The organism is Microcystis sp. 0824 (assembly GCF_003112475.1).
Lineage (GTDB): Bacteria > Cyanobacteriota > Cyanobacteriia > Cyanobacteriales > Microcystaceae > Microcystis > Microcystis aeruginosa_C.
In genome coordinates, this window is the sequence record NZ_BDSM01000042.1 from 1 (window position 1) to 13,750 (window position 13,750).

At 42.0% G+C, this 13,750-nt stretch carries 12 protein-coding genes; 10 read left to right on the forward strand and 2 right to left on the reverse strand.

Annotated elements, in window-relative coordinates; genetic code table 11:
• Positions 1 to 144: DUF1823 family protein (locus tag N0824_RS13435; RefSeq protein ID WP_146184287.1), on the reverse strand; the 144-nt coding region annotated here is incomplete at its 3' end.
• Between the two features lie 196 nt (positions 145 to 340).
• Here N0824_RS13435 and N0824_RS13440 point away from each other — a divergent pair.
• The 3 genes from N0824_RS13440 (at position 341) to N0824_RS13450 (ending at position 3,020) form a co-directional block, all read left to right on the forward strand.
• Positions 341 to 1,234: a DMT family transporter gene (locus N0824_RS13440; RefSeq protein ID WP_108937110.1), complete on the forward strand. Its 894-nt coding sequence runs from the start codon at positions 341 to 343 to the stop codon at positions 1,232 to 1,234.
• Between the two features lie 450 nt (positions 1,235 to 1,684).
• Positions 1,685 to 2,398: a type 4 pilin gene (locus N0824_RS13445; protein ID WP_108937111.1), complete on the forward strand. Its 714-nt coding sequence runs from the start codon at positions 1,685 to 1,687 to the stop codon at positions 2,396 to 2,398.
• The gene (locus N0824_RS13450; RefSeq protein ID WP_108937112.1) at positions 2,376 to 3,020 is read left to right on the forward strand and encodes a Tfp pilus assembly protein FimT/FimU; all 645 of its coding nucleotides are present in this window, start codon (positions 2,376 to 2,378) and stop codon (positions 3,018 to 3,020) included. Before N0824_RS13445 ends, N0824_RS13450 begins: the two co-directional genes overlap by 23 nt.
• Before the next feature lie 131 nt (positions 3,021 to 3,151).
• Here the strand turns inward: N0824_RS13450 and N0824_RS13455 are convergent, their stop codons facing one another.
• Positions 3,152 to 3,535: a hypothetical protein gene (locus N0824_RS13455; RefSeq protein ID WP_002804032.1), complete on the reverse strand. Its 384-nt coding sequence runs from the start codon at positions 3,533 to 3,535 to the stop codon at positions 3,152 to 3,154.
• 84 nt (positions 3,536 to 3,619) lie between these two features.
• Between N0824_RS13455 and hslO the strand changes: the two genes are divergently transcribed.
• The 7 genes from hslO (at position 3,620) to N0824_RS13490 (ending at position 13,719) form a co-directional block, all read left to right on the forward strand.
• Entirely contained in the window at positions 3,620 to 4,534 is a 915-nt protein-coding gene (gene hslO / locus N0824_RS13460; RefSeq protein ID WP_108937113.1) for an Hsp33 family molecular chaperone HslO, read from the forward strand.
• 63 nt (positions 4,535 to 4,597) lie between these two features.
• The gene (locus tag N0824_RS13465) at positions 4,598 to 6,553 is read left to right on the forward strand and encodes a chromosome segregation ATPase (protein WP_108937114.1); all 1,956 of its coding nucleotides are present in this window, start codon (positions 4,598 to 4,600) and stop codon (positions 6,551 to 6,553) included.
• 163 nt (positions 6,554 to 6,716) lie between these two features.
• A complete protein-coding gene (locus tag N0824_RS13470; protein ID WP_108937115.1) occupies positions 6,717 to 7,310 on the forward strand; it encodes an IS607 family transposase in 594 nt (197 codons plus the stop codon).
• Complete coding sequence (locus N0824_RS13475) at positions 7,282 to 8,520, forward strand: RNA-guided endonuclease TnpB family protein (RefSeq protein WP_108937116.1); 1,239 nt, start codon at positions 7,282 to 7,284, stop codon at positions 8,518 to 8,520. Before N0824_RS13470 ends, N0824_RS13475 begins: the two co-directional genes overlap by 29 nt.
• A gap of 360 nt (positions 8,521 to 8,880) precedes the next feature.
• A complete protein-coding gene (locus N0824_RS13480; RefSeq protein ID WP_108937117.1) occupies positions 8,881 to 10,092 on the forward strand; it encodes a pentapeptide repeat-containing protein in 1,212 nt (403 codons plus the stop codon).
• 110 nt (positions 10,093 to 10,202) lie between these two features.
• Positions 10,203 to 11,846, forward strand: coding sequence for a Ppx/GppA phosphatase family protein (locus tag N0824_RS13485; RefSeq protein WP_108937118.1), 1,644 nt, complete (start codon positions 10,203 to 10,205; stop codon positions 11,844 to 11,846).
• 223 nt (positions 11,847 to 12,069) lie between these two features.
• Positions 12,070 to 13,719, forward strand: coding sequence for an alpha/beta hydrolase (locus N0824_RS13490; protein WP_108937119.1), 1,650 nt, complete (start codon positions 12,070 to 12,072; stop codon positions 13,717 to 13,719).
• Positions 13,720 to 13,750: the final 31 nt, after the last annotated feature.

The window sequence follows — 13,750 nt, forward strand, 5'->3', positions numbered from 1 at the left end:
TACTTGACTATTATCCCATTTTCCTTGACTTTCATCGTAGCGATAACCTAAAGTTTGCCAGAGCAATTTATTAACGGTTTCGTCGTCAATTTCATCGTTAATAATCGCCCAAATTGTCTCTATATTTAATTCTGGTAGTTCCATAATCAAGTGAATGGGTGATGGGGTGTGGGGTGTGGGGTGTGGGGTGTGGGGTGTGGGGTGTGGGGTGTGGGGTGTGGGGTGTGGGGAGAATAAATAAAATAATCTCCTATCTCCTGACTCCTGATAACTGACAAGGTTAACGGCTAAAATAACTGGTAAACAACATCATTTATCTTTGCGCCTAACCTAGCCTATTTTGCCTCCTTCTAACGCCAAAATTATTTTTATTTTAACTATCGGTGTGGTGTCGGTTTCTGCATCGGCAATTTTTATCCGGTTAGCGATCGAAGCGGTAGGTAATGCTACGATCGCATTTAGTTTATTTTTAGCAACTTCTCGTCTGATATTGGCTTCTGTTGTCCTAATTCCGAACTGGTTGACCTTATCACGCCAAAAAGTCCCTGTTCAAGCCTATTATTACGCAGTGGGGGCAGGATTTTGTTTAGCTCTCCATTTTGCTACTTGGATTACTTCTCTATCCTACACATCGATCGCCGCTTCTACCACTTTAGTCACCACTAATCCCCTCTGGGTTTCCCTGTTGGGTTGGTGGTGGTTTCGAGAAAAACCGACTAAATTAACCTTTATCGGCATTTTTGTGGCTCTAACGGGGGGATTATTGATTGTTTTAGCCGATCGAGATGTCAGTAGTTCTTATCCTAACCCTTTATTGGGCAATAGCTTGGCTTTAATTGGGGCAATTCTTGTCAGTGGTTATATTCTCCTCGGACGGGAAGCACAAAGAAAGGGCTTAAATATTAAGAATTATATAACTGTAGCCTACACTACCGCAGGATTAGCTTTATTACCTGCTATTTTTTTATTTGGTCAAGGTTACGAAAGCTATCCCCTATCCGTGTATGTTTATGTGTTAATGATGGCGATTTTTCCGCAATTAATCGGTCATACGAGCTTTAACTGGGCTTTGCGATGGGTAGCACCGACAATAGTAACCATGGTAATTTTATTAGAGCCAATCGCCGCTAGTCTGTTAGGAGTGTTCATTTTTGGTGAAATACCAGCCCAAGAAGTCATTTATGGCGGATTAATTCTGTTAATCGGCGTAGGAATTGCTATTTTAGGCGGATAAGCTGTTAGTGTATCTAAATTACTGGTTAAATGTAATCTCGATCGCCAATTGTGATCACAGACAAAAGCTAGATTAGTGTACAATGCTAACAGCATGGGAGTTTAAGTAGGTAGATCTTAAAAACTTGCGGATGCCCCCCTTATCAAGGGGGGATTAAGGGGGGATCAGCACCCCCCTTATCAAGGGGGGATTAAGGGGGGATCGGCACCAAAATCCATCTTCAATTTAATTATAATCAGCTACTTAGACAATCTGACTCAATTGAAAAATAGGGTTTTTTGGGAATTAATTCCCTGACTAAAGTTAGAAATATTCGATTATCTGGGTACTCTGTAGTTGAGATATAAAAAAGCCAGTAGTTTTCAGGAAAAACTGGGGGGGGGTTGAAAAGTGAAATCAAAAGGGAAGGGGATACAGTCAAAACTGTCATCATCCGAGTCGGGTTTCTCGATGTTAGAAGTGATGATTGCCATTTTTACTATTACCGCTTTCTTAACAGGAACCCTACAGTTAATGGCGTTCACTGCCTTATATAAAGTTCGGTCAGAAAGACAGGCTCAAGCTAACTTTTGGATTCAAGAAGATTTTGAGGATGTCAAATATTTAGCTTCGACTTTAGATGTTAATGACAATGATGATAGCGTCAATGCAGATAATCATGATCTCGATCGTTTTAGTGAAATATATCCTAATGTTTGCTCAGATATAAATCAAGGTTATGCCAGAGAACTCAGAAGGCGTTTACCCTCCCAGGATCCAAATTTTAGAGATCCTGAACCTCCTCCTGATCCTGATGATTATGCTATTCCCGCTAGTGATTTTGATTTACCTCAACTACCATTATCACGAGAATCAAGACCATTACCACCATTAGCAGAAACATTAGTTGCAACACGAGAAATTGTAGGTAAAAACTATTCTCTCTATCGAACTTTTCCTGATGATTTTGAAGAAGATAATCATCCTGATCCTTCTATCATAAGCACAGCCCAGATAGATAATCCCCATCGTCTCCGTATAGAGTATAAGGTGAAGTTAGCTGATGGTGAAATAGCTAATGACTATCAAACTCAAGAAAGAGACGAAAGAAACGAAGAAGAAGGAAAATTTCTTGCTAAAAGTTCTGTCGAGGTGATTCCCGATGCGTCGTTTAAATGTCCATAAAAATCAGGGTTTTACCCTGTTAGAAATTTTGGTAGCTTTGGCAATTACGGGAATTCTTGCCGCCTTAACTGGACCTAATTTATCAGCTTGGTTAAATAGCAATAAAGTCCAAGAAGCCACCGATTCTATACAATTAGCCCTAGAGAATACCCAAGGACAAGCTATGCGTCGAGGGAGAAGTTGCACGATTAATTTTACTAACCCGACTGGTACTAATCCCACGGTTTACTCGCAAATAACCGCCAGTGAAGAGGATTGTTTAAAAGAGGGTTCCCTAATTTTGCCAGAGGAAATGTTGATGGAAGAGGGTCGCCTCAGTCTGCCGCAGGAAATATTTATGGTGGTGAATAATTTTCCCACCCTGGGCAGCAGTCCGGGGATTCGCTTTTCCTTTCGGGGTCATGTGCCAGATTTAACCTTTGTTCCGCCGCAAAACCAAGCGATAATCGTATTATATCCCGCCGCCAATGCCACCGCCGATCCCTATCCCAACCAAGAAAAAAAATGTCTAGTTATCGCTTCTATGTTAGGAATAGTTAAACAAGGTACTTATACTGGAACTTCTCTAACTAACCTCGATGCTCGTCAATGTGAAATCCGTCTCGATGGAACCCAACCTTAATCAGTTATCAGTTATCAGTTATCAGGTGTGAGTTATCAGTTACCAGATGTGAGTTATCAGATGTGAGTTACCAGATGTGAGTTTTTAGTTTACTGATTACTGTTTACTGATTACTGATTACTGATTACCGATTACTTTTGATTGCTCAAAAATAGTCGTAATTTCAATAAACTGAGAGTTTGACCGAGATTGAGGGGAAGGAGAGAAATGCCTTCTAAACGGGATTGTAACCAACCATCGCCCCAATACCATTCGTGATAGCCATCGATACCTTGACTCAAAAGCAAGCGTAAACACTGGTCATCGGCCGATAAAACCTGATGTTGTACGGGAATTAAACCTAACCAAGAGGTAAAAGTCAAACCTTCCTCTAATTTATCGGGTAGATTAGGCGAGAGCATTTGCGGCCACAGCCATTGACGGAGATGAGCAGTTTTGAGCAAACTATCCCGGATAGCCTGTTCACTGGCCGAGATTTCGATACGCAGCTGACTTTGTTGAAAATTGCCGAACATATTATTGTCTGATAATTTTTGTTAAGTTAGTTAAAGAATAACCAAAAATCGGGACAGCGTTTTCCAAGGATAACAGTAAGTAGTATGGCAGATAAATTAATCCGCGCCACGGCCGCCGATGGGGGAATTAGAGTAGTAGGAGTGATTACCACCCGTTTAACCGAAGAAGCTCGCCAAAGACATCAATTATCTAACGTAGCCACCGCCGCTCTCGGTCGCACGATGGCATCGGCTTTACTCCTGGCTTCCAGTTTAAAAAAACCCGGTTCTAGGGTCAATATTCGCATTAAAGGCGACGGACCCCTGGGGGGTGTTTTGGTTGATGCCGGACTCGATGGCACGGTGCGGGGTTATGTGGACTATCCCCAGGTGGAATTACTCCCCAATGCGAAGGGTAAATTAGATGTGGGTCGCGCAGTGGGTAACAAGGGTTATGTGCGAGTCTTACGCGAAGAAAAAGGCGAGGGGAGAAATGAACTTCAAGAAAGCATCGTCGAGATAGTTTCTGGGGAAGTGGGGGAAGATATCGCCTACTATCTAGACCAATCGGAACAAATTCCCTCCGCTTTGCAAGTGGGGGTTTTTGTCGGTACGACCACAGGAGTAACGGCAGCTGGGGGAATTTTATTACAAGTTCTCTCCAAAGAAGCAGCCCGGGATGAGGTCTTGGTGGCTCGTTTAGAGTCGAGATTGCGAAAATTAACGGGATTTACGCCCCTTTTACGCGCAGGAAAAGGACTAGAAGATATTTTTCAGGAACTTCTCGGAGATATGGGTCTAGAAATTTTTCCGGCTGTGCAGCTGCTGCGTTTTGATTGTGATTGTTCTTTTGAACGGGCCCTAGGAGCTTTAAAATTCCTCGGGGTCGATGAATTAAAAGACATTATCGAAAAAGATAAACAAGCGGAAGCCATCTGTGAGTTTTGTCGGGAAGTGTATAATGCCAACGAGACACAATTAATCGAATTAGTCCAGTCTCTACAGGCTGAATCTTGCTGAGAAGTCGGGCAATGAGCGCCATTAGGGTAAAATCTATCTAAAATACCTGTCGGGGAGTCGTGAATGTTTAAAGGAAAAGAATTAACCAAAAATCTAGTCAAACGAGAATCGATTGACTCCCTGACTCGTTGGCCAGAGAAAACTAAATCTTTTCTTTTTCTCTTTTGGTACCGATACCAGCATCGTTTCACCTGGAAAGTTTGGGCGGCTTTATTTGTGGTGGTCTTTGGCGGTGTTGGCTTTCTCGCCACTTGGCAGTTATTCAATATGCAGAAGTCGCCCAATTGCCCCAAAATCTTCTGGCCCATTGCTTCTGCCTCCCTGCGTCTCTACTGCGCTCAACTTTCCGCCGATAGTCGCACCGTGGCAGGTTTACTCGAAGCAATTGCCCTAGTGGAAGCTTTACCCGAAGACCATACTTTGCGATCGCAAGTTAATCAACAGGTGGAAGAATGGGCGCGAGATATCCTGAATTTGGCGGAAAAAGACTATCAAGCGGGAAATTTAAAGCAGGCAATCGCTAAAGCTCGTCAAATCCCCAATAATATGGCAGTAGCGGCAATTATTGAAGAAAGAATCGCTAAGTGGCAAGGAACTTGGACGGAAGGCAACGAGATATTAAGCAAACTAGAGGAAAATCTCCGCGCTTCCAACTGGAATCAATCTTTCCGTCTAGCAGTGGATTTATTAAACTTAAATAACGAATATTGGGCAACGGTTAAATATAATGAAGCGCTCGCTAAAATTACCGTCGCCCGGGAAGATAGCAGTAAATTAGATAATGCCTTTAATCTCTTTGCCCGGGGCGGTCTCGACAATTGGTTCAAAGTCATCGAAGAAGCTAGAAAAATTCAAGCCAGCAGTTATGCCTATCAGGAGGCACAAAAATTAATCGGGAAAACCGAGGATAAACTGAAAGAATACGCCGAAAGATTAATTGAGCGGAAGCAATGGCAAGCTCTCAGGGATTTGGCTAACGAAAGCCCCAAAGACCTCAAAATTAAAGCAGATGTCAGCGATTGGTCTGTCTTGTCCGAAGCGGCCTTAGATGCGGAAACTGGCACGGTGGACGGATTGGAAGCTGGCATACTGGGACTAGAAAAAATCGACCCTTCTCGACCCCTCCATCAAACGGCCCTGGCGATGAGGGAGCGCTGGCAGTTACAGGTACAGGATGTAAAAATACTGTCTGAGGCTAGAGATTTAGCACAAGCAGGTACGATCGAACAGTATAGCGCCGCTATCGCGAAAGCGGGCGAGGTTCCCCCGAATAATCCCCTCTGGTCGCAAGCACAGCAGGAAATTGGCTCTTGGAATCGTCAAATACAAGTGATTGAAGACCGGCCGATTTTAGAACGCGCCCAAGAAATTGCTCTCCCCGGCGATATTAATTCCCTCAGTAGCGCTATTATTCAGGCCCGGGCCATTGGTAAAAATCGGGCCTTATACCGGGATGCTCAACGGGAAATTCGCGGCTGGCAAGTGCGGATTGAACGCATGGAGGATCAACCCATTTTAGATCAGGCTCAAGCTTTGGCCAATCTCGAAGACTATAGCACAGCCATCGAAACTGCCAATCAAATTCCCCCCGGTCGCGCTCTTTCCTCGGAAGCGTCCCAAAATATCCGTCGTTGGCGCCGAGAGTTGCGGGCCCGTCAAAATCTCCAGCAGGCTAATCAATTAGCGGCGACGGGAACCCCAGAAGGTTTAACCCGGGCGATTGCTTTAGTTACCAATATTTCCACTAAAACCGATGCGGGTGTGCAACGGACTGAATTGCTGGAACGTTGGAGTTATCAGCTTTTGTCTTTAGCCACAGACCAAGCTAATAATGGTCGTTATCTGGAAGCTATTCGCCTTGCTGAATCCGTATCCCGGGAAAGTACCGCCTACAGTTCGGCTCGCTCCCAAATGCAAGGCTGGCGCAATATTCTCCAACCCCCGGCCCCACCGCCAATAGTTGAATCGACTCCCCTTTCCCCAGAGTCCCCGATAGAAACACCAAGTCCGGGTCAATAATCAGTTTTAGAGGCTGTTTTTGCGGTGTATTACCCCTAAAAAAGTCCCTCATCCCTATTGGTCTGTCCAGTTAAATCTGTATTGTAAAGTTTTATAAAAAATATATGCAAATAACTGCAAACAACTGCTAATATGGTTAGTACAAGTTTACATTGCAGTTCACATGAAACTATCAGATTATGCTAAGAAAAAAGGGATCAGTTATGACACTGCTTGGAGAATGTGGAATCGAGGGCAGTTACAAGGAGAACGTCTTCCTACAGGAACAATTATTATTTTTGAAGATGACCGTTTTTGCGGTGAAAATAAAGTAGCTATTTATGCGCGAGTTTCTAGTTCAGAAAATAAATCTAACTTAGAGACTCAGGCAAAAAGATTGGAAGCTTATTGTATTGCGAAAGGCTATCAAATTGTTCGAGTAGTTAAAGAAGTAGGAAGTGGAGTCAATGATCATCGAAAGCTATTATTAAAACTTCTAGAACAAACTGATTATAATTTGATTGTCGTAGAACATAAAGATCGTTTAAGCAGAGTAGGGTTTAATTATCTGAAAGTTCTTTTAACTCAAACAAATAGAGATATAGAGGTCGTTAATCTAGCAGAAGAAAGAAAAGACGATTTAATGCAAGACTTCGTGAGCATAATTACCTCATTTTGCGCTCGATTATACTCATTAAGACAACGAAATAGAAAGACAGAATGTTTAATTAAATGCCTTGAGGAGAATGATGAAATTAGTTCAAAAACATCTAATTAAATTTAATCACAAAAATTATTCAGTCATTGATAAATTAGGATTTTTATCGAAGAATCTGTATAATTGTGCTGTTTATTTAAACCGTCAAGTTTTCTTTTCACATCAACCATTTTTAACAATGACTGAGTTACATCATGCCTTAAAAATGAGTCCAGATTATCAAGCCTTACCCGCCAAAGTAAGTCAGTTAGTATTAAAGCAAGTAGAAAAAACCTTTAAATCCTACCAAAAAGCGAAAGAACAATACAAAAAATCGCCAGATAAATTTACAGGAGAGCCTAAGTTGCCAAAATACAAAGACAAGGAAAAAGGTAGAAACGTTTTAACTTATAACTATCAAGCCATTTCTAAAAAAGCGTTGAAGCAAGGTTTAATCAAGCTATCAGGGACTAATTTAGAATTTAAAACTAATTTAAAGGAAGTCTTAGAGGTCAGGATTATTCCTAAATTGGGTGCTTATTGTTTAGAGATTGTCTATGAACAACCATCCTCATCAAGTCAAGAGGGAGAAAGATATGCTTTTATCGATTTAGGCTTAAATAACCTAGCTGCTGTTACCTCTAATATTCCCGAATTTCAGCCAACTTTAGTATGTGGAAAAGCCTTAAAATCCTGCAATCAAAAGTACAACAAGACACTAGCTAAACTCAAATCGGAATTACCCAGTCTACAGAAGACCAGTAAAAGAATACAAGGTTTAACTTTAAAGCGTAATTGCCAGGTGGATTATTACCTCCACACCGCTAGTAAATATATTATTGATAAATTACTAGCTCATCAAATTAACCTTTTAGTTATTGGTCATAATCAAGGCTGGAAACAAAACATTAATATTGGAGATAGAAATAACCAGTCATTCGTAAATATTCCTCATTCAAGGTTGATCGAACAACTTACCTATAAAGCAAATTTAGTAGGAATAGAGGTCAAAACAACTAATGAAAGCTATACCTCTAAATGTAGTTTCTTGGACTTAGAGTCTATTCAAAAGCAAAAAAGCTATTTAGGCAAGAGAATTAAAAGAGGACTATTCAGAAGCTCGTCGGGTTATTTCTATGGAGCAGATATTAATGGTTCCTTAAATATTGGAAGAAAGGTAGTCGGAGAGGCCGCCTTTAGCGGGAATCCGATAGAGAGGTTCGTAGTTAACCCAGTACGGGTCAAAGCGTACAAAGCTAATTCTAGATGCAATATTTGCGTACAGAATTAGTAACTATTATACTAAATCCTGTTTACAAGGTATAGGAGGGCGGGGGAGCGGGGAGAAACAATCCATAACTTGGGAGTTCATCGCACTATTAAAAACCGACTTAGTATAAATTGCCAAAAAATACCCAAGCCAATTTTTAAAAGATAATAAGTAGGTAGGCGTTAAAAATTATCAAACACCCCCCTTATCAAGGGTGGATTAAGGGTAGGGTTGATTCATGAATCAACCCTACTATGAATTAACCCTAGGGATGAAGGGGGGATGAAGGGGGGATAAATCTTCAATTTAATTATAACCACTTACTTAGGTGTTATGAATTAAATTAATCAATCAAGCAAAAAACATATCTCCGTAATTTCTATGAGAGCAAGTGAGGTACTGGATTTATATGCCAAAGGGAAACGCGATTTTACAGGAGTAAAATTAAAAGGACAGTGTTTTCACGGAAAGAATTTATCGGGGGCTAATTTTAGTAAAGCGGATATCCGTGGCACTAATTTTCAAGGGGCTATTTTAGAGAAAACTAAATTTACCGAGGCTAGGGCAGGATTACTAAAGCGCGGTCGGCTACAATTAATCTTAATTTCTTGGTTAATAGCGGTTGTCTGTGGCTATATGTGGGGATTAGCCGGTTATTATCTAGCTTTAATGCTGGTCACAAATGTCACCCTATTTAAAATCATTGGTGCGGTGATAATTACGATTTTATCTCTAATTTACGGAATATTTTATCGTCAACGAGTTGGGGGATTGCCCTTAGTTTTATCCTTAATTTTTGGCCAAGCAATAAGTTTTATTCTAGCAATTTTTATCAGCTTAGTTTTCACTTTATTAACAGGAATTATACTAGCTTTTCAAGGAGCATTAGCAGGGATAGCCGTGATGAATGGAACTTTTTCTATAGCTTTGATGGTTGGGGTTTGTGGTACTTTATTCACCGCTTATCTGGCCTGGTTATCCCTAGAAGAATCGGGAGAAACGATCACGAAATCCATGGCAATTGCTTTTTTAGCCAGTAAAGGTACAAATTTTTGCGGGGCAAATCTCCAAGAAGCCGATTTCACGGGAGCGCAGTTAAAAGCCACTGATTTAAGGGCAAAAGATTTAACTAGAACTCGATTTTATCTGGTATCGGGCATCGAGCGAGCGCGTTGGGAAAAGACAATTCTGGACGAAGTTGCGATTAGAAATCTTCTGGTTACTGGTCAAGGGGAAAATAAAGCTTATATTGGCTATAATTTTCGCAGACTAAATCTTTCCGGGGTTAACTTCAAAAATGCCAATCTCACTAGGGCAAATTTCAGCGAGGCGAATTTAGCCTACGCTAATCTAGAAGGGGCAAATTTAGCCCATAGTAACGTGATGAGAGCCAATTTACAGGCAGCCACCCTGACGGGTGCTTGTATCGAAGCTTGGAAAATCGCCGAAAATACCAATTTAGAAGGGGTTGATTGTGATTATATCTATTTAGTCGAGTCCGAGGGAGAGCGTCGTCCCAGGGAGGGAGAATTTGGCGAAGGGGAATTCCGACAATTGGCCCTGGAGCAGCGAAAATTGTATATTGACGAATAGGATAACTGCTAGACAAAGCTAAAATTGCGGCGCCGAGGCGGACAATTAGAGGGATAATAAGACCAGCCCTAACACCTATCCCCCGACTGGTAACTGATCACTGATAAGCGATGGTGAATATTTCTAATCAAGTTATACCCAATCGGGGACTAGCGCCCCAGGCAAAAGCCTCCGATGTCCAAATCCTAGCGGCGATCGATATTGGTACGAATTCGGTTCACATGGTAGTAGTGAAAATTGAACCGTCTTTACCTGCTTTTACGATTATTGCCAGAGAAAAGGATACAGTCCGTCTGGGCGATCGAGATAGAAAAACTGGTAAATTAACCCTAGGGGCCATGGAAAGAGCGATCGCCGCTTTAAAACGCTGTCACGATCTAGCTATTAGTCTCCAGGTGGATCAGATTATTGCCGTTGCCACCAGCGCCACCCGGGAAGCGGCCAACGGCGACGAGTTTTTGGCTTTAATCGAGAAAGAAGTCGGTATTTCTGTAAATCTCATCTCCGGACAGGAGGAAGCTCGCCGGATTTATCTCGGTGTCGTCTCGGGAATGGATTTCCAAAATCAAGCCCATATTATTATCGATATCGGTGGTGGTTCCACGGAATTAATCTTAGCTGATAGTCAAGAAATTCGCTTTCTTAGTAGTACCAAAATCGGCGCGGTGCGTTTGAGCCAAGATTTCATCACTACCGATCCCATTAGTCCCACAGAATTAGCCTATTTAAGGGCATACACCCGCGGAATGTTAGAGCGAGCAGTGGAGGAAATTAAACATCATTTACAGGTGGGAGAAGTGCCGCGTTTAGTGGGAACTTCTGGCACGATCGAAACTTTGATGACTATCCATGCTTTGGAGAAATTGGGTGAAATTCCCAATCCTTTAAATGGTTATCAATTAACCCGCAAAGATGTCAAAGAATTGGTCAAACGTTTCGCAACTTTGGACTACCATCAAAGGCTGGCAATTCTGGGGATGTCCGATAAACGGGCCGAGATAATTCTAGCTGGTTCGATCGTGCTTTTGGAAGCGATGACCATGTTAGATGTTGATAGGTTAGTTCTCTGTGAAAGGGCCCTGCGAGAAGGGGTGATCGTCGATTGGATGCTGACGCACGGTTTAATTGATAATCGGTTACTTTATCAGAGTGAAATCCGTCAGCGCAGTGTCTTGAAAATAGCGAAAAAGTATCAAGTTAATTTAGAATCTGCTGAGAGAATAGCGACATTTTCCCTGTCTTTGTTCGAGCAAATTCAAGGACAATTACATTCTTGGAATCAGGAGGCTAAAGATTTATTATGGGCGGCGGCTATACTGCATAATAGTGGTTTATATGTTAGTCATGCTGCCCATCATAAACATTCCTATTATTTAATTCGTAATGGTGAACTGTTGGGCTATACGGAAATAGAGTTAGAAGTTATCGCTAATATCGCTCGTTATCACCGCAAAAGTAAACCGAAGAAAAGGCACGATGATTTTATGAAATTAACGGAATACTATCAGTATATGGTCAGACATTTAAGTGCTATACTGCGCTTGGCTGTGGCTTTAGATCGGCGACAAATAGGAGCGATTAAAAAAATTGAATGTAAGTACGACCCTGAATATAGAACCCTACATCTGCATCTTTTCCCCAATAATGCTGAAGATGATTGTGCTTTAGAATTGTGGAGTTTAGACTATAAAAAACCTGTTTTTGAGGAAGAATTTGGGGTGAAAGTAGTGGCAACTTTAGCATTTTTACCCTGAAATCATGAGCGGTGATCGGTTATTGTTGACTACCGATGGTAGCTTGAAATCGGCAAGATGGGAATTTTCGAGACTTTTTACCTATTATTCTAGGTCAAGATTATCGAACGAGGTAAATTGATAATTTTTGTTGATAGTCAAGCAAAAAAAACGTTAAAAACTGCGAAGTTACTGTTATAATCCAGAAGGAATAGGATCGCAGGAAGAAAAGGAGCAGAAAAACTTGTTGCAATTAGCCAAAATTAGCCGCTCAATCGCTCTGGGTTGCTTGGGAACAATACTAACTAGCTTTCCTGTTCTCTCGGCCGAGAGAATCACTTTTATCTTAGCGCCCTTTAGTCGTACCCTAGAAATTAGTTCCCTAGAAAACTTTGCCAAAACTGGCAGAATTGACGCTAATATAAGACAATATTTAGGTAATACAACCGCCGAACAACAAAAAGAATTTCGGCAAGCTTTAACCACAAGCAAAGAAGTTAATCCAGTCCTGATCTCGCGCTTTTTTAACACCAGAATGGGGGAAGATATACTAACCCTTTTAGGGGAACTGATCATGATTCAAGGGGGTATTAATGGTAAATTTGCCCTGCGTTCTGCCCTAGTTAAATCAGCTTTTGAACCGGGAGGGGTAACTATTCTTAATCTGCTGCGTAATCTGCCCACTAATATGCAGATTGATGTGACAAAAGTGCAAAGATTAGCCCGGGCGATCGATGTTGTCCTGAAAGCCACCAGAGTGTTTACGGAAAAGGTGGCGCAATTGTCCTTAGAAGAAGCTAAAAAGGCTGGTGAAATTAATTTTACGGCCATGACCGACCCCCGACAACCAGGAGCCCAACAAGTGGAACAGATGCGGCTGGATTTAACCGATAGCCGTCGTCAGAGGGAACTTTATCTGATCATTGTGAAACCCAAGGGGCAATTAACCCAGAAAACCCCCGTTATCGTCTTTTCCCACGGTTTAGCTTCCCGTCCCGAAGATTTTGTCCGACAAGCAGAACATTTGGCTAGTTACGGTTATCTCGTGGCCATGCCCCAACACCCCGGCAGCGATACCCTACAGGTACAGAATCTACTCGCCGGTTTATCGCGGACGGTTTTTTATACCAACGAATTTGTCAATCGTCCATTGGATATATCTTTTGTGATCGATGAATTGCAAAGACGCAACGCGGGGGAATTTCAGGGGAAATTAGATGTAGATAATGTGGGAGTTGCTGGGCATTCCTTCGGCGGTTATACAGCCTTAGCTGTAGGTGGAGCGACGATCGATTTCGAGAATTTACAACGGGACTGCCAAAGAAGATTAGCTTTTCTCAATGTCTCCCTCTTGCTGCAGTGTCGTGCTTTGGATTTACCCCGAGAAGAATACAACTTTCGCGATCCGAGAATAAAAGCGATTTTTGCGGTTAATCCGTTTAATTGGAGTATTTTTGGGGCTAAAGGACTGGCTAAGATCGAAATTCCCACTTTTGTGGCAGCAGGAACCTACGATCCCGCTACCCCTGCTATTTTTGAACAGGTGCGCTCTTTTCCCCTGCTCAATACCGAAAATAAATATTTAGCTCTGATTGAAGGTCAAGCTCACGTCGATTTTTCGGTACTAGATGCGGGAATTAACGAAGCGATCGAATCCGTAGCCGATCTTACCCTGCCGGCACCATATCTGATCGATAGTTACGCCCATTCCCTATCTTTGGCCTTTTTTGAGGTGTATATTCGCAAAAACCCCAGCTATAAACCTTTTTTACAGGCGGCCTATTCCCAATATCTCAGTCAAGGCCAGGAGTTTAGATGTTTTCTGATTACCCGCGCTTCCTCGGCTGCTTTAGAACAACTGATCAAAGATTTTGTTGCTCAAAATGTCCGTTAATCAGTTATCAGTTATCAGTTATCAGTTATCA

Bases quoted from the DNA above. Each gene is read 5' to 3' on its own strand.
- N0824_RS13445 (WP_108937111.1), top strand. From the start codon at position 1,685: ATGTTAGAAGTGATGATTGCCATTTTTACTATTACCGCTTTCTTAACA.
- N0824_RS13450 (WP_108937112.1), top strand. From the start codon at position 2,376: ATGCGTCGTTTAAATGTCCATAAAAATCAGGGTTTTACCCTGTTAGAA.
- N0824_RS13455 (WP_002804032.1), bottom strand. From the start codon at position 3,535: ATGTTCGGCAATTTTCAACAAAGTCAGCTGCGTATCGAAATCTCGGCC.
- hslO (WP_108937113.1), top strand. From the start codon at position 3,620: ATGGCAGATAAATTAATCCGCGCCACGGCCGCCGATGGGGGAATTAGA.
- N0824_RS13465 (WP_108937114.1), top strand. From the start codon at position 4,598: ATGTTTAAAGGAAAAGAATTAACCAAAAATCTAGTCAAACGAGAATCG.
- N0824_RS13470 (WP_108937115.1), top strand. From the start codon at position 6,717: ATGAAACTATCAGATTATGCTAAGAAAAAAGGGATCAGTTATGACACT.
- N0824_RS13475 (WP_108937116.1), top strand. From the start codon at position 7,282: ATGAAATTAGTTCAAAAACATCTAATTAAATTTAATCACAAAAATTAT.
- N0824_RS13480 (WP_108937117.1), top strand. From the start codon at position 8,881: ATGAGAGCAAGTGAGGTACTGGATTTATATGCCAAAGGGAAACGCGAT.
- N0824_RS13485 (WP_108937118.1), top strand. From the start codon at position 10,203: ATGGTGAATATTTCTAATCAAGTTATACCCAATCGGGGACTAGCGCCC.